The following is a 20503-nucleotide window of genomic DNA, read 5'->3' as shown; positions in this document are numbered from 1 at the left end:
TATTTTACTACTATGGAAGTATTAGCAAAAGCCTTGGAAGCTCGAAGTAAAAAAGTTAACAAAATAGAAACAACCAAAACCCTAAAAGACCCAATGGAGGTCTACAAAAAACTTGATAAGATTGCTTCTGGTGGGTATGAGAATCTTTCCAAAGAAGATAGCACCTATTTTCTAAAGTGTTTTGGACTCTTCGATAAAGGTGAGAACTTTATGTTACGTGTACGTATTCCTGGGGGAAAACTAACCAATATACAGGCAATCCGTATTGGTGAAGTGGCACAAAAGTATGGCAATAACTATATCGATATCACCACTCGTATGCAAGTAGAACTTCGTTACCTATCCATAGGCGATATTGCTAAAGTCTTACGTGAACTCAAAGAAGTAGGTATTAGTACTTTTCAAACCGGTGTCGATAACCCAAGAAATATCGTTACTGACCCACTTGATGGTATCTCTTATGACAACATTATTGAAACCAAGCCTATTATAGATAAGCTACAAGATATCATTGGCGAAAACCCTGAATGGATTTCAGTATTACCGCGAAAATTCAATACCGGTATTCTTGGCTCTCTCTCTAACTCTTGTAATATTTTTGGGCATGACTGTAACTTTGTATTGGCACAAAAAAATGGTATTTTTGGATTCAATATCTACCTTGGAGCACGTGTTGGTATGCAAGCAAAAGATGCTAATCTCTTTGTCACCAAAGAGGAGGTTCCAACATTTTTTACTGCACTACTAACAGTATTTAAAAACTATGGCTACCGTGATAATCGAAATAAAAACCGTCTAGTTTTCTTGCTTAATGATATTGGCATCAATACGCTTATTAAGGCAGTCAAGAAAGAGGCAGGCATAGACTTTACAACCGCAGGTATCACCATGGTGCAGTCACAAAATATTGCACTGGGTACAAATCGTGTACTACTTAAAGATAGTAATTTTGCCTATAAGCTTATTGTCCCCTCTGGTATCTTTAGTGGTACAGATATGATAGAAGTAGCCAAAGTTGCAACCAAATATGGCAGTGGGGGCATCTGTCTCACGTACGACCAAAATCTCTATATTATCCACATCAATGCAGAAAAAACTACCCTATTTGAGCAAACCGATATTATACAGAGATATGCCAAGTACAATAATCTCTATTTTACTGACATGATTGCCTGTGCAGGGACAGCTACTTGTAGCTATGGGGTTATCCCTAATAAATCTGATGCTATCGAAATGGCACACTTTCTTAACTCTGAAATTGCTATTGAGAATGCTGCAGTACGTATGAACTGGTCAGCCTGTCCTAAGGGATGCGGGATACATGGTATTGCTGACATTGGTTTTGAGGGATGTAAAGCTAAAGATGCTGATGGTAATCGCGTAGATGGTGTCCATCTATTCCTTGGTGGCAAAATTACCTATCATGCTAAAGAGGGGCATACACTACATAAGTCACTTCCTGTTACTGAAGCCAAATACCATATCAAGTACCTACTCAAAGCCTATGCCACACTTAAAAAACGTGGTGAAACTTTTGAGAACTTTGAAACACACTTTTTAAGTCGAAACTATAGCTATCAAGCATTGGCATTTTACACCAAAATAAACTATATTCTAAATGACAAATTAGGAATAGATATTTTCTTTGAGCTAGACAGAGAACCTAAAAGTGGGCGCAGAGAGGAGTATGAGCTTTTTACATTCGGACTAAAACTCTTTAAGCTTCTCACAGGAGAAAAACGTTTTAAAGCCATTGATGGACTCACTCCCACATTTGCCCGTCCACGCAAAATTAGACGCGATGAAGTAAGTAGACTCAACATTGCTGTACCACCTAAACTCTCTGAAATTATCTATAATATGACTCATGAAAATAAAAGTGAACGTGCGCAGGTATTTTCTGAATTAATTGTTGCGCTAAAAGAGCTCTAATTACCACTTTATAAAGGGAAAAATTTTATGGTTGATGAATCATTATCAAAAAATACACCACTAGAAAGCTTTATTAACCATAAAAATAACACTGGTATGCAGTGCGGAAACTATACTATAGATATTCCCAAACTAAATCCTGGTGAGCAATATCGTTTCCACTTCGATGCCACTGCTTGTGTAGGTTGCCACTGCTGTGAGGTTGCCTGCAACGAACAGAACAACAACAGTCCTGATATTAAATGGCGTCGTGTGGGTGAAATAGAGATGGGGATATTTCCCAATACACTTCAGCTTTTTAATTCTATGAGCTGCAACCACTGTATTGACCCTGAATGCCTTCGAGGCTGTCCAACTGAGAGCTATATCAAACTAGAAAATGGTATCGTTTTTCATGATGATCCAAGCTGTATTGGCTGTCAATACTGTACATGGAACTGTCCTTATGAGGTGCCAGTTTTCAATCCAGATCGTGGCATTGTTACCAAGTGTCATATGTGTGCAGACAAGCTTGAACTAAATCAAACTCCTGCATGCGTACAAGCATGCCCAGGTGGCGCCATTGAGATCGAAGCAGTAAAAGTGGATGAGTGGCTCGAAAGTGGGATGGCAAAAGAGGGGGTTGCCCCACATCTACCCAATATAGATATCACCAAACCAACTACACGCTATACTTTACCTAATATTCCCGAAGATGAAGAGATGCGTGTTGCCAATGAACACCTACTTAAACCTGCCCATTCCGAACTCCCTCTAGTGTTTATGACAGTATTAACACAGATAAGCGTAGGTGCATTTCTTGCTCTTTGTTTGGGGCAAATACTTTTTTCAATTGGTTTTAACTTACCTAAGCCAACACCAATCATAGCAATTTTAGCCTTCTTGCCTGCTGCCATCGGTCTACCACTTTCAGCACTCCATCTTGGACGCCCCATCAAGGCAATGATGGCAATGAAAAACTGGCGCACCTCATGGCTTAGTCGTGAAGCAATTGCACTAGGTACCTATACGGGACTTGCTACAATAGTAGCAGGAATGTATTTTATTGGTATTGGTGGCTTTACACTACTTTTTACTGAGATAATCACCCTTATACTAGGTATTTATGGCATTTATGCTCAATCAATGATCTACCGTATCAAAGCACGCCCAAGCTGGAACCGCAAAAGTACAACCAAGCGCTTTTTTGGGTCAGGATATGTGGGGTTTTTGCTTATTTCCACGGTACTACTTTCCACAAATAGTGCACAAAGCACAACGGTATTGCTCTCAGTTGCACTACTCGCAGGTATGGGGCAGGTATTAATAATCCTCGAAGAGGTAATGTTTTATCACTACCTTGATAAAAAAGATCCTCTCTATTATCAACTTAACCGTACTCGTATTCTACTTCAGGAACATTTTGGTAGAGTAAAAAAGTTTAGGATTTATTCACTCGTAGCCTTTGCACTAGCGCTGCCATTATTTGCTATTTTATTTATTTCTAGTGGACTAGTAAACTTAGCAGTTATAACACTAGCAATTGCAATGTTAGGTGCATTTATCAGTGAGTTGGTAGGACGCTACCTCTTTTATCGAACAGTTGTACCACTTGGGCTGGCAGGAAATTTCTTTGCAGGAAATCAGCGGCACTAACTGTACGTACAAAAGCTGTAGTGGCAAGAGTACCATATTTAAAAAGTATCAATTTCAAGGAAAATAAAATGGGTTTAGTCAAAAAAGTAAAAAAATTTCTCGGATTTGATATTAGAGAAGAAAAGTATGCCCTTGTTGATGATCCTCTCTTTGGTAAAATTGCCAAGACCAAAATACCAGATAAGTGGGTGCGTACCACTTGTGGTTATTGTGGTGTAGGGTGTGGTATGTATATTGGGATCAAAAACAATAAGGCTGTCTGCTCTAAAGGTGACCCAAAACACCCTGTTAATATGGGTACGCTCTGCCCTAAGGGCTTAAGTGAGCATGAAATGGTGCATACCAATAGTCGTGTAGTACACCCTCTGCTACAAAAGAATGGAGAACTAACGCCTGTTAGCTGGGATGAAGCTTTTAGCAAAACAGCAGAAGAGTTTAAGCGTATTCAACATAAGTATGGCAATGGTGCAGTAGCAGTAATTTCTACTGGACAGCTTCTGACAGAAGAGTTCTATATGCTAGGTAAGTTTGTTCAGCTTGGACTTCAGACTAACAACTACGATGGCAATACTACACTTTGTATGGCAAGTGCTGTCATGGGTTATAAGCAAACTTTTGGCAGCGATGGACCAGTGGGGTGCTATGAGGACTTCTCCAAAGCCGATGTCATCATGCTAATTGGTGCAAATATTGCTGATAACCACCCTATTTTAAAGCTCCATATTGCCAAAAATAAGAAAGAAACTGGCAAGAAGCCAACCATTATTGTTATAGACCCGCGAAAGTCTAAGACTTCACAAATGGCAGATATTTTCGTACCACTTAAACCACGTTCAGATTTAGCACTCATCAATGGACTATGCTATATCATTATGGAACAAGGTTGGGAAAACGAAAACTTTATTAAAGAGCGTACCGAAGGATACAAAGAATTTAGAAAGCATATTATGAAAAACTATCCACCACAAGAGGTTGCACATATTACAGGTATTGAGACCAAGGAGCTTTATACTCTTGCTCGTGTCTATGCTAGTGCCAATGCTGCCATGAGTGCATGGACAATGGGAGTTAACCAAAGTACCCTTGGCACAGATACTGTCTCTGCAATCTGCAATCTTGCGCTCATTACAGGAAATCTCGGCAAAGAAGGCAGTGGTCCCATGTCCATTACTGGGCAGTGCAATGCTATGGGAACAAGAGAATTTGGGTTTACTTCATCTATTCCTGGCTACCGAAGCTATACGAATAATACTGAAAGAGAGGAGTTTGCCTCTATTATTAATGTACCTGTAGAACGCATACCAACCAAACGTGGCTATGCCTACCCACAGATTATTGATGCAATCAATTGTGGTAAGATCAAAGCACTTTGGGTGGTTGCCACCAATCCACTGGTAAGCTACCCTGACCAAAATACCCTAAGAGAAGCACTTAAAAAACTTGATCTATTGGTAGTACAGGATTCATTTATGTCTGATACTGCACAAGTTGCTGATGTGGTTTTTGCTGCAGCAACTTGGAGTGAGAAAGAGGGATGTTATACTAATAGTGAACGGCGATGCAACTATGCTAAAAAAGCTATTGATCCAATGGGAGAATCTAAAGCAGACTTTTTTATCATTAAGGAATTCTCTAAATATTTTGATGGTATACATGAACTACTCTTTGGAAACCTAAACAAACCACAAGATGCTTTTGAGGAGATTAGACGTGTGAGCAAAGGTCGTCTCTGTGACTATAGTGGCATGAATTATGAACTTATTGAAGAATTAGGAGGCATTCAGTGGCCTTGCAATAAAAAATCACCTCAAGGAACCAAGCGGCTCTACACCAAAGAGATGCCTTGTCAAACTCCAAGTGGCAAGGCACAACTACTGCCGGTAGATTGGAGGCCGCTTAGTGAAGTACAATGCAAAGGGTTACCACTTATGCTTAATACTGGTCGTACAGTCGAGCAATTCCATACCCGTACCAAGACAGGCACTATCAGTATTCTAAATAATCTTGCACCCGAAGCATGGGTCGATATCAATCCCAAAGATGCCACTAAACTCAAAGTTAAAAGTGGTGACCGTATTGCTATATCGGGTACACGTGGAAAGGTGGAGGATATCATTGTCAAAGTCAGTGAAACTGTCCGTGAAGGAAATATTTTCATACCGTTTCACTTCAATGAGCAACTCATCAACACTGTAACTATCCCTGAATTTGACCCTAAATCATTTGAACCTAATTATAAACAATGTGCCGTACAATTGCACTCTAAAGCAGTACCAGAAGGGATCTCCTATGAAGAGGTAGAAATTAGTGGGTATCTTGAAAGAGTAAAGGTTTACGAAGAAGAGAAGGCGATCAGTAAACAAATAGTTAGTAGCAGCAAAACTGTAAAGGAATCATAGGTTTAGTAGTCACAGTAATATTTTTATGTGGTCTGACATATCATTACAATGGGTTATGATATAATCCACTTCAATTTATTTACAAGGTATCTATTGTGCATTCATCCAAAGTTACCACACAAAAGTTTATCGTTAAACTTTTTCCCGAAATAATGGTCAAGGGCACTTCTGCTAAGAAACAAATGATTGCCCAACTCTTCAGCAACATTAATAATTTACTCAAGCCAGTTGATGAAGCTATAGCAACTAAAAAATTCTCTGATAAAATTGAAGTAGTTACCCCTGTTGAAAAAATTGATACAGTCCGTACCATTCTTCTTCAAACACCAGGTATTGAGCAAGTTCTAGAGGCATTACAGTTTGACAAAATGGAGACACTCGATGTTATTAAAGTAAAAGTGGCCGAAGTGGTCAAAAAAGAGATTGTTGGCAAAAGCTTTGTTGTTCGTGCCAAACGTACCGGTAGCCACTCTTTTAACTCATCAGAAATAGAACGTGTTGTTGGCGGCTTTGTCTTGGCACATACCGATGCCAAAAAAGTTGATCTTCATATGCCAGAAATAACTGTACGAATTGAACTGATCAACCAGCAACTCAACATTATCACCGCAAAGCATCAGGGGCTTTCTGGCTTTCCTATTGGTACACAAGGGGATATACTCTCATTAATGTCAGGTGGATTTGACTCCACTGTTGCCAGCTATCTAACAATGAAACGTGGAATAAAAACCCACTTTATCTTCTTCAATCTTGGCGGTATTACACATGAAATTGGGGTAAAACAAGTGGCATGGTATCTTTGGAATAAGTTTGGCACATCACATCGTGTTAAGTTTGTTTCCATTCCTTTTGAGGATGTTGTTACCGAAATTTTCCGCTCTACCGCAGAAACTTATATGGGTGTGATACTTAAACGTCTCATGCTTATAGCGGCTGAGAAGATTGCAGATGAAATGGGGATAGATGCCCTACTTACAGGTGAGAGTGTTGCACAAGTTTCTAGTCAAACCCTACGAAACCTTGCACTTATTGATGAAGTAACAAATAAATTAATACTTCGTCCACTTGCTACAATGAATAAACCTGATATTATCCATATTGCCAACAAAATAGGTACTCGTCAATTTGCAGAAAATATGCCTGAATATTGTGGTGTTATCTCAAAAAACCCTATCACTCATGGCTCTTTCAAGCGGATAAGAAAAGAAGCACAGCGATTTAACGATAAAATACTTGAAAAAGCAGTAGCCTCTGCACAAAAAATTTATGTCGATGATATCATCGATGATATTACAAGTCAGGCTCCAGTTGAAATTGTTACAGTTCTCGATATAAACAAGCATATCATCATTGATATTCGTACTGAAGGGAAATGTATAGAAACAGAATGCAAGACCATAAAAATACCTTTTTATCAACTCAAAACTGAGTTTAAAAAACTTCCCAAAGACAAAGAGTATCTTTTTTACTGTGACAAAGGAGTTATGAGTCAGTTACACGCACAATATTTAAGAGATATGGAAGGCGTAGAAAATATAAGGGTATATAGGCCATAATTGATTATTTTGGTATGGGTAGGGTTATCAATAATCATCTCTTTATTAATGACACAGTCCTTGAATATCATTCAAGTCAAATAGTAATAATCTTTCATCTTTCATCCCCAATAATTCATTAGAAAAACCATCCTTAGAAAAGAGTACATAAATATCTACCTTTATTCTGGATTTCTCTGCTTTTGCTCTAAGTTTATTGAGTTCATTTTTACATACTTTTCTATCTTTGTATTTACACTCTCCCAATACTAGTCTGCTATCGCTTGTCATTCCCAATATATCAAACTCACTATGCTGATTCCAATAACTTCCATGGGTCACAAGTGGTGATATTTGGGTAAAATAGTTTACCAAAAATACATCACAAAGCTGCTCATAAACAAGTGTATATAGACGTTCATGATGATTATGAAAATTTTGTAAAAAAACCCTACCCTCTCCTCTTATTAAGTCATTTTGATACTGAAAAATAAATCCAAACCAAAAGCGCATAAAAGGTGAAATAAAGCGAAGTTTATCCTGTATACGGTAATGTCGAAGTGATTTTTTGAGCTTGTGCTTGGGATGGGTCTTAAGGGGCTTTTCCCTACTTGGTTCTATACGTAGAATACCAAGTGCAACCAACTCTTTAATAATATACTCCCCCACCTCTTCGCTCAGATGTGCTTTACGTAGTGCTGAATGCATTCTACCATCCCCTCTAGCAACAGCACTTAAAAGTTTACAGTAGGGGGGCTCAAGCAGATAGGATGGTTGCATCTGTTGTTTAAAAAGAGTAAAGTTCTCTACAAAGTTAACGGTAACCATCGACGCAATATCTTCAAAGTAGTCTAATGTAACCATCTCTTCCATGCCACCAAGTATAGAAAAATATTCAATGGCACTCTCTAGCGGGAGAAATGGGTAATGGTGACAAAATCTATTAAATACTTCTTTTATTGCCTTTTCCTTCTCTTTATTTATTAGAAAAATCATATTTTCTAGTAGTTTAACACAAGTTTGATATAATACTTTTAACTCAAAAAATGATTATTTTTTAATCATATATTTTATACAAAAGATCCTTGATGGAATTATTTTATACACAATCAGAAGAAGTGCAGCAAATTATCAAAGGTTTAAATTTAACCAAGACACTTTTTGTCTCCTCTGTAGTAATAGGAGAGCCACATATTGGTAAAAAGATGCTCGTGCAATACATTTTTCCAAATACCCCAATAGTTTCAGGAGCAGACCAAGAAGCAGTTGAGACCCTACTTCAAGAAAGCGATGAACTCATCATCACTGATATTGAAAAATTACACAACCATGAAGTACTCAACTTTGATAACAAACGAATCATTGCTACTGCCAATTATGTTGCAAATCAGCAAACTATTGATTCTCTTTTTGCCTTCATCTATCATTTACCTTCTCTTAAAGAGCGTCTAGAGGATGTTGCCTATATCAAACAAAAATTTATTGACCAAGCATGTTATGATCTTATGATTGAAAATAGTAATATCCCTCTTCATACTATTCCAATTAATTTAAGTCAAAATAGCCGTACACTTAAAAAATCTGTCTATCAATACCTCATGAGTAGAAATATGAACAAAAGGCAAATACAGCAGGCTGTCTACCACTATATTCTAGAAAATCTTGATGGTAACAATGGATACAGGGAATATATCGATCTCTATGAGGTGCCACTAATTAAGGCTGGTCTGAAAAAGTTCTATTCTCAGCTTAAACTTTCACAGATACTTGGTATTAACCGAAATACACTAAGAAAAAAGATTCATGAACACCATATCGATTGATTTTCAGTCTTTTGTAGATTGGGACAATAGTCCCTTTGTCCTCTTTAGCTATGAAGGGAAAATACTTTATTTGAACAACAGTGCAGAGATACTTTTTGGTTATGTCTCCAAAAAAGAACTCTATGATCTTGCACTCTCCTATGCACCACAAAACTTTGGCTACAAAACCACTACACTGACACTTAACTACAATGCATTTAACTTCTATGCAATTACCGTAGGTTATGAGAATAAAGAGCAGATATCTATTCGTTTCTACAACACACCACGCATCAAAGCGGCAACACCATTCGAAAGAGAGAAGCTTTCCATAACTGATATTAATTTACTTTTAGAAGCCAATATTGCACTCTTTAGAACAAAGAATAAAAATAATCTTCAACTACTGACTGACCCAGATATACCTAAGCTCAAAATAGATCAAAACCATTTTTCAAAGTTACTACGAAAAATTCTTGAATCTTATAGAACTTCTAACTCTATCTGTATTACACTTAAGCTTCTTGTTGGAGAATATATTGTGATAGATAAACAAAAGATTCCTATTGTCCAACTCTCCATTGAAGCAAATGGTCGCTATGTTGATACCGATGAAGAGATTCGCTCTATCTCCAAGAAGTGTCATATTACCACTTCTTTTTCAGAATATGGAATTAAACTTGATATCCCTCTTATGTAATAATGATTAAAAATTAATCAAAAATATAATAAAAATCTCTCTTTCTCGTGCTATTATCTCCTTTGTAAGGTAAAATCATATAAAGGACTATAGTATGAAATTAAAAATTTTTGCTCTACTTGCAACATTACTACCGATAGTCGCTATGGCTGAAGATAAACTTGATTCGGGCGATACGGCATGGATGATGATTTCCACTGCACTCGTTCTGCTAATGACCCCTGCAGGTCTTGCACTCTTTTATGCAGGTATGTCAAGGACAAAAAATGCACTAAATACCTATGCCATGGTTATGGGTGCTTTTGTACTGGCATTTACTGTATGGATTATTGCAGGATATTCTCTCGCATTTGGGACTGCTGAATCTGCAGATATCCAAAAATTTATTGGTGGTCTTGGAAATCTTTTCCTCTCAAATACAAAATGGACTGACTTGAGTGGTACCTATCCAACATTCGTATTTATTGCATTTCAGGGAACATTTGCAGCAATCACTGTTGCGATTGCTTCAGGTTCCATTATTGGGCGCATGAAATTCTCTACGTGGATGATCATCGTAGCACTTTGGGGACTTGTCGTCTATGCACCAATTACTCACATGGTTTGGGGCGGAGATGGTGCATTGCTCTTTGATGCAGGTGCACTTGATTTTGCTGGTGGTACGGTTGTTCATATGAATGGTGGCTTGGCTGGTCTAGTGCTTGCAATTCTTGTTGGTAAAAGATCGGGGTATCCAAAACTGCCTATGAAACCTTTTAGTATCATCTTCACTGCTGCAGGTGCTGCTATCCTCTGGTTTGGTTGGTATGGATTTAATGCCGGTTCTGCATTTGGTGCAAATGCCATTGCTGGTGTCGCACTTCTAACAACAACTGTTGCTGCATCTGTGGCAGGCTTAACATGGATGCTTATCGAATGGGTTGTCTATAAGAAGCCGACACTACTTGGTATTGCTTCTGGCATTGTTGCAGGTCTTGTTGCCATTACGCCAGCAGCTGGTTTTGTCTCTGTAGGTGGTGCATTTATTGTAGGTGTTGGTGGCTCTCTTGTTGGGTTTTTTGGTGTTGTCAAACTTAAAAAGATATTTGGCTATGATGACTCCCTTGATGCATTTGGTATCCACTTCCTTGCAGGACTCTGGGGTGCACTAATGACAGGCATTCTTGCACTCAATGACAAAGATCTTCTCTGGGATGGACCAATGAAAGAGAGTGGGGATAGAGTAGGACAACTTATAGTACAAATTGAGTCTGTTATTGTCGTTGGTCTTTGGACACTTATTGGAACAATCGTTGTTTATTACATTGCAAGTACTCTTACTGGTGGCACAAGAGTGGATGCTGAGACCGAAGAAATGGGTCTTGATGAAGCAGTACATGGAGAAAGAAGTATGAATCTATAATATAGATTCATACTTATGAACATAGAAACAAAGGATAGCGTATGAAAAAGATAGAAGCAATTATTAAGCCATTTAAATTAGAAGATGTTAAAGAAGCTTTGGTTGAGGCAGGTATCGAAGGGATGACCGTTTCTGAAGTCAAAGGGTATGGAAGGCAACAGGGGCACTCTGAGCTCTATAGGGGCGCAGAGTATGTTATTGAGTTTATCCCCAAGATTAAACTTGAGGTCGTTGTAAGTTCTGAAGAATATATGAATAAAGCCATTGAAGCTATTAAGTCTGTTGCTAAAACAGGCAAGATAGGTGATGGAAAGATTTTTGTCTCCGATATTACCAAAACCATCCGTATCAGAACAGATGAAGAGGATGAAGAGGCACTATAAAAAGCATGAAACTACTGAATACCCAGTGGTTTCTTATTTTTCTATATTAATTGTATAAAAATTAACCATAAAAACCTTCTATTTTTAAAATTTATCAGTTTTTTGACTAAAAAATAATCATATCTCTCTTTCTATTTACTCTTTTGTCTTGCTATACTTAATCATTAAAAATCTATGTAGTATTGGAGAAAAAATGGAAATAAATTATGTTATTGATACCTTCTTTGCACTTTTTGCAATGACCCTTATTATATTTATGGTACCAGGATTTGCCATGCTCGAAGCAGGACTTGTACGTACCAAAAATGTGACTGCTGTTTTGACAGTTAATACCATGATTTATGCTATAGCCTCTATGGCTTTTTTACTGATTGGATATACACTTGCTTTTGGTAGTTGGGAGAATGAAAGTATGAGCAAATGGGCTGCCTTTCTTTTTCAGATGGCATTTGTGGGGAAAACGGTTAATATTATGAGTGGTGGGGTAAGTGAACGCATACGCATTGTGCCTCTAATTTGGTTCACCATCGTTATGGCAGCTTTCATCTATCCACTGGTAGTCAATGTTACATGGGGAGCCAATATGCTAGAAGGGACTATCTTCGATATCTCTACTATGCATGATTTAGCAGGATGTACAGTCATTCACTCTACTGGCGCATGGGCACTGTTGGCTGCAATTCTTATCATTGGACCAAGAAAAGGACGCTATGGAGAAGGGGGGCAAGTCAGAGTCATTCCTGCTTCCAATATCCCTTTGGTTGTACTTGGTGCTCTGCTTCTATGGATAGGTTGGTTTGGTTTTAATGGTGGTTCAGTTGGATCTATTTCTACTAAAGAAAATGCCGATCTTGTTGCACTTACTATTATGAATACCAATACTGCAGGACTTGCTGGTGCAATCATGGTTGGACTCATCATGTACATTCAGTACAAAAAATTTGATATCACTATGATTTTAAATGGTGCACTTGGGGGTCTGGTATCTGTAACAGCAGGTGCGGATATGTTTGATATCTACTCTCCTATTTATGTTGGTGCCATTGGTGGCATTATTGTTGTTTACGGTGTCTCATTTTTTGATAAACTCAAACTTGATGATCCCGTTGGTGCACTCTCTGTTCATTTGCTTAATGGTATTTGGGGAACTATTGCCGTAGCTATTTTTACTGAGACTTCTATGTGGGCACAGATAAAGGGAGTGATAGTAGTAGGTTTGTTTGCATTTACAAGCTCTTTTGTTGTACTCTATCTTATTAATAAATTTATACCATTTAGGGCAAATGATGAAGAGCAGGTACAAGGTCTTGATATTGAAGAGTGTGGACTTGAGGCCTATCCAGAATTTAAGCGTAGTATCTAACCAAAAGGAGTAATTATTATGAAAAAAATAGAAGCAATCATAAAACCATTCAAGCTAGATGATGTTAAAGAGGCACTTGTGGAAGCCGGCATTGAAGGGATGACTATTTCTGAGGTTAAGGGGTACGGAAGACAACAAGGGCATTCTGAGCTCTACCGTGGTGCAGAGTATGTCGTTGAGTTTATCCCTAAAGTTAAGATAGAGATTGTTGTCAGTGGTGAAGAGTATCTCAGCAAAGCAATTGAAGCCATTAAATCTACTGCTAAAACAGGTAAGATAGGTGATGGAAAGATTTTTGTCTCCGATATTACCAAAACCATCCGTATCAGAACAGATGAAGAGGATGAAGAGGCACTATAGGGCTAAAAAGTAAACACTACAAAAGATACCCTATAGTGGTTCTATGCTATAGGGTATGGGTATTTACTCTCCTTACAATGAGATCAACAAATTTCTCATCATCATTCATACATTTGGAAATAATATAATCCTCATATTTAAGCTTCTTAGCAATTTGTCGATGCTCAATATCAAGCTCAAAAACTGTTTCAGAATTATCAATAGTAAACGCTAACGGATAGACAATAACCTTCCTATGTGTTGGATTACGCAATACATCAACAAGATTAGGTTCTAGCCATGCTGATGAGCCTACTTTGGACTGATAGGCCAATTTAATATCATGAAACTTTATACCCTTACAAGCAAGATAGGTTTTTATGGCAGAGACACTCCTCTCTATATGGTTCTGATAGGGATCACCTGCCTTGATGATACCCATAGGCAACCCATGTGCAGAAAGTAACAGATCATACTCTTCTGTCATTTTTCCTTCCATTGCCTCTATAATCTTCGATACAGAAGCTTCGATATAATCATAATCATCATAATAAGGGTCTATCACCGTAATCTTAGGAGCATATCCTATTGCTTTGCAACATTTCTCAATATCTTCAACAGATGACAGTGTAGTCGTAGTAGAGTACTGAGGATACATTGGAAAGAGCAGTAATTCACATATTCCTTTTTCTTTACACGTATATAATGCACTGTCTGCAAATGGTGGCACATACCTCATTGTAGCAAATATTGGTATATCTATCTTTTTTTTAATCTTTTGTATTAGCCTTTTGGTTAATGCTAGAAGTGGTGATTTCCCACCAAGAAGCTGATAATTTTTTTTTACCTCTTCTAGGCGTTTTGAGATAATAATGCTACCCACAAAGCTACGTAAATAGGGATTCATGGGCAAAATATTCTTATCTGAAAACATATTTCTTAAAAAAAGTTCTACCTCTTCAATATTATTGGGTCCTCCCATATTGAGAAGTAGAAGCGCCTGTTTCATTTATTATCCTTTTAAGGCCTAAATATTAAATAGAAACCAACAATCAAAGATTAAAGAGTCTAATTTTAGATTTAGGCAAAGTCCTGTATTTTAGCATAGAGAGTGTAAAATCGTAGCAAGATTCATATCAAAGGAAGTATAAAATGATTATTATACCCGCACGTATTGGCTCTAGTCGTTTTCCAAATAAGGTTCTTGCTGATATAGGTGGTATACCAATGATCATTCGTACCGCTATGGCTGTACAGGGTATTGACACTGTTGTCATTGCTACAGACTCTGAAGAAGTAATCAATATCACAGCAACACATGGTATCAAGGCAGTCATGACCTCCAAAAGTCATCAAAGTGGTACAGATCGTATTTATGAAGTGGTACAAAAGCTAGAATTGGATGAGAATGAAATTATTATCAATGTACAAGGAGATGAGCCCTTTATTGAGAGTGAAGTAGTGCAAAAAGTCTATGATTTAACCAAACATAATAGCAGTAACAATAAAATACTCATGAACTCTTGCTATAAGCAGATCACCAACCCAGAAGCAGATAATCCCAATATTGTCAAGGTTGTTGTCGATACAAAAGATATCGCACTGTATTTCTCGCGTGCCAAGATCCCCTATCCTAGAGACTACCACTTTGACCACTATAAGGGACACATTGGCATCTATGGTTTTACAGTTAAATCTCTACGTACCTTCTGTTCACTTAAACACTCACCACTTGAAGAGATAGAAAAACTTGAACAACTTCGTGTACTGTATCACAGCTATGGTGTAGCTATGACAGAAGTAACAACAGAGAGTTTTGGCATTGACACTCCTGAAGATTTAGAAAAAGCAATGACATACCATGGGCTTTCATAATGATCAACCTTTTCCTTAGCCATTAACAGCTTTTCCAATATCCCACATTGGCATAAAGATACCTAGTGCCATCAAAAGTACAAGTGCAGCAATAAAAAAAAGCATAATTGGCTCAATATATGCTGATAGATTATCAATTAGACTCTGAAACTGCATATCATAATACAAGGTTACTTTCTCAAGCATGATATCTAGCTGTCCACCAGTCTCTCCAGCTCTTATCATCTGAAGTAGCATATTCTCATACAAGCCAGTAATCTCAAAAGACTCCGCAAGACCCATTCCTTTTCCAATGTTTGCATTGACTGTTAACAACTGTTCCTTCATCACCAAGTTATCAACCATGCCTACTGCGGTCTCAAGTGCTTCCGATACAGGACTACCTGAACGAACCAACTCCCCAAATACTAAATTATATTTATGCATTGTCGAAAGATGTATTGCCTTATTGATTAAATAGAACTTAGGATGAATTAGTACCTTATCAACCTTATATTGAAAATTGGGGTTAGTCTTATATATATATTTAAGTAGAAAAATTCCTACAATAAGAGACAAGAGGATATACAAACCGTAGTTATTAAATGCCCACTCAATTTTAAGCAGTATCTGCGTAGGTAATGGTAATTCTGTTTTAAATTTAGCAAAAATATCTTTGAATTTAGGAACTACAACCATAATAAGAATCGTAAAAGCAATCATCATAGCAACAAAAGTAATCAGTGGTGTTCTGATTGCTTTTTTAAATTTAGCTATATTGTCACGTATATTCTCTAAAATATCTGCAAGCTTGTGATATGAGCCAGAAATATTACCTGTTTTTTCTCCCAATTTTGTCATAGCTAAAGCAATATGCCCAAAATCTTCTGTATATGGCTTCATGGCATCAGATAAACTATTCCCCGCATTGATATCTGTATTAATTTTAGTATAAATCTCTTTGAGTCTCTTGTTTGATATATTGCCAGCTACATCTTCAAATGTATCAGTAATTGCAATTCCAGCATCAGTCATAACTGCAATTTGACGTATGGTTGAAATTTTATCATTTATGGGGATTTTGGATGCTATAGATTTTTGAAACTTAGTAAAAAAATCAGATACAAGCATATCGATGGGCACAGTTGTCTCAACAGCCTTGGTAACAATAGCATGTGGAGAAACCCTACTTTTAACAATACTTATAGCAAGCATTTTTGAATTGGTTTTTACAATCTCTTTACGCTTTACACCACGCTCCCTAACACTCACGCTATAATATTTCATATTACAACCTTGCTACCCTATAGACTTCTTCAATTGTTGTCTTTCCATCAAGTGCCTTTTGAATACCATCTTCAAACATACTAACAAATCCCTCCTCAACAGCTTGTTTCTCTAGCTCTTCCTTAGATGCACTCCTTGCAATCATACGAGATAAATCCTCACTAATAGTTAAAACTTCAGAAATCATCTCTCTTCCCTTGTAGCCACTCATGTCGCACTTTACACACCCTTCTCCTTTATAGAAAATGGGTTTGTCTTTCAAATATGACCTGATTGTACGTAAAGCTTCTTCTTCTATCTCGATCTCTTTTTTACAATGTGCACATATTTTTCGTACAAGTCTTTGTGCTTGTATTGCAACAAGTGCACCACTTACCAAATACTCTTCAATGCCCATATCCAATATTCTTATTACTGCTGAAACTGCATCATTTGTATGGAGCGTTGAAAGTACGAGGTGTCCAGTCAGTGCAGCTTGTATTGCTATACGCAATGTTTCTGTATCTCGTATTTCCCCAATCATAATTTTGTCAGGGTCCTGTCTCAATATGGATTTGAGTGCTGCAGCAAAACTTAAGCCAACATTGGGACGTACCTGAACTTGTTGCAAACCAGCCATCTGATACTCAACAGGATCTTCTACTGTAATCGTTTTATCTTTAACATCTTTAATGGTATTTAGTGCACCATATAATGTTGTTGTTTTACCAGAACCAGTAGGTCCAGTGACAAGCACAATACCATAGGGTACTTTAATGGCCTGCAAAAACCGCTCATAGCAGAGCTTGCTCATGCCAGAATCTTTAAGTCGTATCATGGCTTTGGTTTTATCAAGAATCCTAAAAACAATCGATTCACCATGTATTGTTGGCAGAGTAGAAACCCTAAAATCAAAATCTTGACTTCCAACAGTTGCAGAGAATCTACCATCTTGTGGCTTTCTCTTTTCGGCAATATCCAAATTGGCTAATAATTTCATTCTTGAAGATAGGGGGTAAAAAATATCTTTATCAAAAATAAAACTTTGGCGCAACATGCCCTCAACCCTTTCACGCACAACACACTTTTTTTCTGTTGCCTCTACGTGAATATCTGATGCTCCAGCATAAATTGCAGATTTTAAAATAACATCGATTAGCTTTAGTACTGCAGATGAATCTTCATCGTCAATATTCATGGCACCATCTTGACTTAAATCTTTCCTAATCTCTCCCACAAGTCCCTTGACACTTTCACTGATTTCAATATTTTGAAGTTGTTGCCGTATATAGCTTGGAGTAGCAAAAGCAATCTTAATTGGTTTTTTTGGAAACAATCTTTGAATCATATCTTGTGCATCTATATTAAAAGGATCCTCAAATACAAATATAATATTAAGATCTGTCTCCTCTACTGGAATAGCTTTATATTGAAGTAGTTGTTTGTAGGGAATTTTTGAAACAAGTTTTATATCAATATCTCTTTCATTAAGATCAATATATTCCATGCCAAGCTCTTTTGCAATATATTGATATAGGGTCGTTGCATCAAAGTCTTCAGTCTCTTCAATCTCTTCAATCTCTTCAATTCTAATAATACCTTGTCGTATTTTCTCTGCTAAAAACATATTAACCTTTGAAGCAGAGACGATATTTTCACTAAGTAAACTAGCAAGAGAAATCTTTTTGGGTGGTCTAGACTTTACTAGCTTTAAGACATCATCTTTGGTAATAATTTTTTCATCAAGCATTATTTTTATAAAATTTTCCATATTTCACCTCATAATTTAATGTAGATAATGTGGTATCTATTCATGATTAGAATCCTCTATTTTGTATTTTACGTAACAGTTGTGCAGCCTTTGGAGAATGGGTTTTTTTAAAAAATACATTCAAAATATGTATTGCTTCCTTTTTATGTCCATATTTTATTTTAACTTTAGCAAATAACAGCCAACTCTCTTCAATGGTTGGATCCACATTATTTGTTTGAAATGCCCAGTATTCTGCTTTTTCATACTCACCTTTCTCATAATATACTTTAGCAAGAAAAAGAGAGTCATCCGTATTATGTCCAAGCTGAAAACGCTTTGCAATCTCTTTTAGTAAATTTTGATTTTTTTTAGCCTCAATCATATCAATAAGAAATTTTTTCTTTATGGGGGGCTGTTTGATCTTACTTTGTGGGGATATCTCTGTATTTATATCTTCAGTCACCGTCTCCAAGTCTATTGGGATATCAACTATTTTTTGTGTGTTATTGACTTCCAACTTTGGCAAACTCTTAGCTACTTCATACATTTTCTTTGGCAAACTCTTAGTTATTTCATGCATTTTCTTTGGCAAACTCTTAGTTACTTCATGTACCTTCTTTGGTATTGCCAAATTTTGATTAGCTGTTAGCATTTCTAATATATTTTTATTTTGATTCATTACATTGGTATCCATCAAAACCATTCCTGTAATAATTAAAACAAAGAAAAATAGAACCAGTAGGTATAGTGGTCTCTTTTTTTTATAGTAATATTTTCCCCATTTTTCTTCTAGTACTTTTACGTTATGCATGAATATACCTTAGTTTTAATGCAGCCATCTCTATAATACGCTTAGGTATCTGATTGTAGTTAATCTTATTAGGTTCATGTTTATCATAATGTTCACAAATTTCAAAAATTGTGAACATCATCTTGTTGCACTCTCTATAGTTCCCTTTTGTGAATTTATGTATTATCTTCATATTTTTCTCTTTAATGCTATTTGCAATCTCAAATAAATTTTTCTTCAAAAGTTTTTTATGAATATAAGTTTCCTGTTCCTTCAATGTTACATTATGCAATTCAACAACTTCCCAAATCCTTGATTGAAAGTGTTCCTTGGCAATAAGGTCCTCATCATCTGTTTTATGCAAAGATATAATAAATTTTACAGTACGACTATCTGAAAGTAGACGTATCTTTTCCATTATTTCTGGGCTGTACATTTGTGCTTCATCTAACAAAATAATAATCTCACGCTTTCCACGAAGTTTTTTACAATAGTTCACCAATGCAGAAAAGTTTACCTTGGTATTTTGAGGCAATGATTTATTTGTTAAAACTTTAAATATTTCACAAAAGAATTCTTTATCATCAATAGCTGGTGTATCAAAATAGTGTATCTCTCGCTTATGTTTCAGTTTATTATAGAGGCGGTTTAACAACATGCTTTTTCCAGTTCCTGGGCGCCCAAAAAGAAGAATTATTTTTAATGGTTTTTCAATACTGGCTTCTAGTTGCTGGTATGGCGAAGGAGAAGTTTCTAATTCAATATAGTCATTCGTATCAATTGAATCTACAAAAATATTTTTAGCAGCCTCGTATCTACTTTTCATTAACGTTGCTATACCCCAAGTCTTTTAAGGAAATAGATTTTCCATTTTTGATAATATGCGGTGTAATAATTAACACTAGCTCTTCAACAGTTTCAATCTTCTCTTCTTGCTTAAATAGATAACCAAAAAGCGGAAGATCCCCGAGTAAAGGAACTTTATTGGACTTAAGACCAGATTTTGTTGTAATCAATCCCCCTAAAATTGCATGATCCCCATCCTCTACTTTTACAACCGAAGCAATCTGTCTTCTAATCAAATCTGGGGGAATATTTCTTAAAGAATTACTTCCACTGGTAACCTGAACTGTTTCAGATATGGAGGGGTTAATTTTTAAAGTAATCATCCCATCTGTATCAATTTCTGGAGTAATATCAAGCAGGATACCTGCAAAAACAGAATCTACAAGCTCGCCTTGTGCTGAAACTGCACCACCACTTCCTGATGCCGTACTAGAAGATTGAATCTTGTAAAATAATTCTCGTCCCACACTTATCATTGCTGGCTGATTGTTTAAGGTCATGACT

Annotated in this window: 18 protein-coding genes; 11 read left to right on the top strand and 7 right to left on the bottom strand. The window is 36.8% G+C overall.

Annotation, left to right across the window (positions count from 1 at the left end):
• Positions 1 to 12: 12 nt before the first annotated feature.
• From LGB01_03075 to thiI, 4 genes are all read left to right on the top strand, one after another.
• Positions 13 to 1932 carry a ferredoxin--nitrite reductase gene (locus tag LGB01_03075; protein MCB4753197.1) on the top strand — a complete coding sequence of 640 codons (1920 nt, stop codon included), beginning with the start codon at positions 13 to 15 and terminating at the stop codon, positions 1930 to 1932.
• 27 nt (positions 1933 to 1959) lie between these two features.
• Complete coding sequence (locus tag LGB01_03070; protein ID MCB4753196.1) at positions 1960 to 3567, top strand: dimethyl sulfoxide reductase anchor subunit; 1608 nt, start codon at positions 1960 to 1962, stop codon at positions 3565 to 3567.
• A gap of 68 nt (positions 3568 to 3635) precedes the next feature.
• Positions 3636 to 5966 carry a nitrate reductase gene (locus LGB01_03065; GenBank protein MCB4753195.1) on the top strand — a complete coding sequence of 777 codons (2331 nt, stop codon included), beginning with the start codon at positions 3636 to 3638 and terminating at the stop codon, positions 5964 to 5966.
• Positions 5967 to 6061: 95 nt separating this feature from the next.
• Positions 6062 to 7522 (top strand): tRNA 4-thiouridine(8) synthase ThiI, encoded by a 1461-nt coding sequence (gene thiI / locus LGB01_03060; protein ID MCB4753194.1) that lies wholly within the window; start codon positions 6062 to 6064, stop codon positions 7520 to 7522.
• A gap of 45 nt (positions 7523 to 7567) precedes the next feature.
• Here thiI and LGB01_03055 read toward each other — a convergent pair whose 3' ends face one another.
• Complete coding sequence (locus LGB01_03055; GenBank protein MCB4753193.1) at positions 7568 to 8497, bottom strand: DUF234 domain-containing protein; 930 nt, start codon at positions 8495 to 8497, stop codon at positions 7568 to 7570.
• Positions 8498 to 8589: 92 nt separating this feature from the next.
• On the opposite strand from LGB01_03055, the gene LGB01_03050 reads away from it, so the two are divergent.
• The 6 genes from LGB01_03050 (at position 8590) to LGB01_03025 (ending at position 13511) form a co-directional block, all read left to right on the top strand.
• Positions 8590 to 9324, top strand: coding sequence for a Fis family transcriptional regulator (locus LGB01_03050; GenBank protein ID MCB4753192.1), 735 nt, complete (start codon positions 8590 to 8592; stop codon positions 9322 to 9324).
• Positions 9305 to 10003, top strand: a complete 699-nt coding sequence (locus LGB01_03045; protein ID MCB4753191.1) for a hypothetical protein — start codon at positions 9305 to 9307, stop codon at positions 10001 to 10003. Before LGB01_03050 ends, LGB01_03045 begins: the two co-directional genes overlap by 20 nt.
• Before the next feature lie 94 nt (positions 10004 to 10097).
• Complete coding sequence (locus tag LGB01_03040; GenBank protein ID MCB4753190.1) at positions 10098 to 11405, top strand: ammonium transporter; 1308 nt, start codon at positions 10098 to 10100, stop codon at positions 11403 to 11405.
• 41 nt (positions 11406 to 11446) lie between these two features.
• On the top strand, positions 11447 to 11788 hold the full coding sequence (locus tag LGB01_03035) for a P-II family nitrogen regulator (GenBank protein MCB4753189.1): 342 nt from the start codon (positions 11447 to 11449) through the stop codon (positions 11786 to 11788).
• Positions 11789 to 11981: 193 nt separating this feature from the next.
• A complete protein-coding gene (locus tag LGB01_03030) occupies positions 11982 to 13151 on the top strand; it encodes an ammonium transporter (GenBank protein MCB4753188.1) in 1170 nt (389 codons plus the stop codon).
• A gap of 18 nt (positions 13152 to 13169) precedes the next feature.
• Positions 13170 to 13511 carry a P-II family nitrogen regulator gene (locus tag LGB01_03025; protein MCB4753187.1) on the top strand — a complete coding sequence of 114 codons (342 nt, stop codon included), beginning with the start codon at positions 13170 to 13172 and terminating at the stop codon, positions 13509 to 13511.
• 46 nt (positions 13512 to 13557) lie between these two features.
• Here the strand turns inward: LGB01_03025 and hemH are convergent, their stop codons facing one another.
• Positions 13558 to 14499 (bottom strand): ferrochelatase, encoded by a 942-nt coding sequence (gene hemH, locus LGB01_03020; GenBank protein ID MCB4753186.1) that lies wholly within the window; start codon positions 14497 to 14499, stop codon positions 13558 to 13560.
• Positions 14500 to 14642: 143 nt separating this feature from the next.
• Between hemH and kdsB the strand changes: the two genes are divergently transcribed.
• Positions 14643 to 15365 (top strand): 3-deoxy-manno-octulosonate cytidylyltransferase, encoded by a 723-nt coding sequence (gene kdsB, locus LGB01_03015; protein MCB4753185.1) that lies wholly within the window; start codon positions 14643 to 14645, stop codon positions 15363 to 15365.
• A gap of 15 nt (positions 15366 to 15380) precedes the next feature.
• Here the strand turns inward: kdsB and LGB01_03010 are convergent, their stop codons facing one another.
• The 5 genes from LGB01_03010 to LGB01_02990 form a co-directional block, all read right to left on the bottom strand.
• The gene (locus LGB01_03010; protein MCB4753184.1) at positions 15381 to 16631 is read right to left on the bottom strand and encodes a type II secretion system F family protein; all 1251 of its coding nucleotides are present in this window, start codon (positions 16629 to 16631) and stop codon (positions 15381 to 15383) included.
• A gap of 1 nt (position 16632) precedes the next feature.
• Positions 16633 to 18381, bottom strand: coding sequence for a GspE/PulE family protein (locus tag LGB01_03005; GenBank protein MCB4753183.1), 1749 nt, complete (start codon positions 18379 to 18381; stop codon positions 16633 to 16635).
• 46 nt (positions 18382 to 18427) lie between these two features.
• Positions 18428 to 19042: a CDC27 family protein gene (locus LGB01_03000; GenBank protein MCB4753182.1), complete on the bottom strand. Its 615-nt coding sequence runs from the start codon at positions 19040 to 19042 to the stop codon at positions 18428 to 18430.
• 124 nt (positions 19043 to 19166) lie between these two features.
• Complete coding sequence (locus tag LGB01_02995; GenBank protein ID MCB4753181.1) at positions 19167 to 19979, bottom strand: AAA family ATPase; 813 nt, start codon at positions 19977 to 19979, stop codon at positions 19167 to 19169.
• The gene (locus LGB01_02990; protein MCB4753180.1) at positions 19969 to 20499 is read right to left on the bottom strand and encodes a hypothetical protein; all 531 of its coding nucleotides are present in this window, start codon (positions 20497 to 20499) and stop codon (positions 19969 to 19971) included. The genes LGB01_02995 and LGB01_02990 overlap by 11 nt, the downstream gene beginning before the upstream one ends.
• Between the last annotated feature and the right edge of the window lie 4 nt (positions 20500 to 20503).

This window comes from Sulfurovum sp., assembly GCA_020525365.1.
In the GTDB taxonomy this organism is placed as follows: domain Bacteria; phylum Campylobacterota; class Campylobacteria; order Campylobacterales; family Sulfurovaceae; genus Sulfurovum.
Note: the sequence above shows the minus strand (reverse complement) of the source record. Positions and strands in the feature narration are given on the sequence as shown.

Bases quoted from the DNA above. Each gene is read 5' to 3' on its own strand.
- LGB01_03075 (MCB4753197.1), top strand. From the start codon at position 13: ATGGAAGTATTAGCAAAAGCCTTGGAAGCTCGAAGTAAAAAAGTTAAC.
- LGB01_03030 (MCB4753188.1), top strand. From the start codon at position 11,982: ATGGAAATAAATTATGTTATTGATACCTTCTTTGCACTTTTTGCAATG.
- hemH (MCB4753186.1), bottom strand. From the start codon at position 14,499: ATGAAACAGGCGCTTCTACTTCTCAATATGGGAGGACCCAATAATATT.
- LGB01_03035 (MCB4753189.1), top strand. From the start codon at position 11,447: ATGAAAAAGATAGAAGCAATTATTAAGCCATTTAAATTAGAAGATGTT.
- LGB01_03025 (MCB4753187.1), top strand. From the start codon at position 13,170: ATGAAAAAAATAGAAGCAATCATAAAACCATTCAAGCTAGATGATGTT.
- LGB01_03065 (MCB4753195.1), top strand. From the start codon at position 3,636: ATGGGTTTAGTCAAAAAAGTAAAAAAATTTCTCGGATTTGATATTAGA.
- kdsB (MCB4753185.1), top strand. From the start codon at position 14,643: ATGATTATTATACCCGCACGTATTGGCTCTAGTCGTTTTCCAAATAAG.
- LGB01_02995 (MCB4753181.1), bottom strand. From the start codon at position 19,979: ATGAAAAGTAGATACGAGGCTGCTAAAAATATTTTTGTAGATTCAATT.
- LGB01_03010 (MCB4753184.1), bottom strand. From the start codon at position 16,631: ATGAAATATTATAGCGTGAGTGTTAGGGAGCGTGGTGTAAAGCGTAAA.
- LGB01_03005 (MCB4753183.1), bottom strand. From the start codon at position 18,381: ATGGAAAATTTTATAAAAATAATGCTTGATGAAAAAATTATTACCAAA.
- LGB01_03045 (MCB4753191.1), top strand. From the start codon at position 9,305: ATGAACACCATATCGATTGATTTTCAGTCTTTTGTAGATTGGGACAAT.
- LGB01_03070 (MCB4753196.1), top strand. From the start codon at position 1,960: ATGGTTGATGAATCATTATCAAAAAATACACCACTAGAAAGCTTTATT.
- LGB01_02990 (MCB4753180.1), bottom strand. From the start codon at position 20,499: ATGACCTTAAACAATCAGCCAGCAATGATAAGTGTGGGACGAGAATTA.
- LGB01_03055 (MCB4753193.1), bottom strand. From the start codon at position 8,497: ATGATTTTTCTAATAAATAAAGAGAAGGAAAAGGCAATAAAAGAAGTA.
- LGB01_03000 (MCB4753182.1), bottom strand. From the start codon at position 19,042: ATGAATCAAAATAAAAATATATTAGAAATGCTAACAGCTAATCAAAAT.
- LGB01_03040 (MCB4753190.1), top strand. From the start codon at position 10,098: ATGAAATTAAAAATTTTTGCTCTACTTGCAACATTACTACCGATAGTC.
- LGB01_03050 (MCB4753192.1), top strand. From the start codon at position 8,590: ATGGAATTATTTTATACACAATCAGAAGAAGTGCAGCAAATTATCAAA.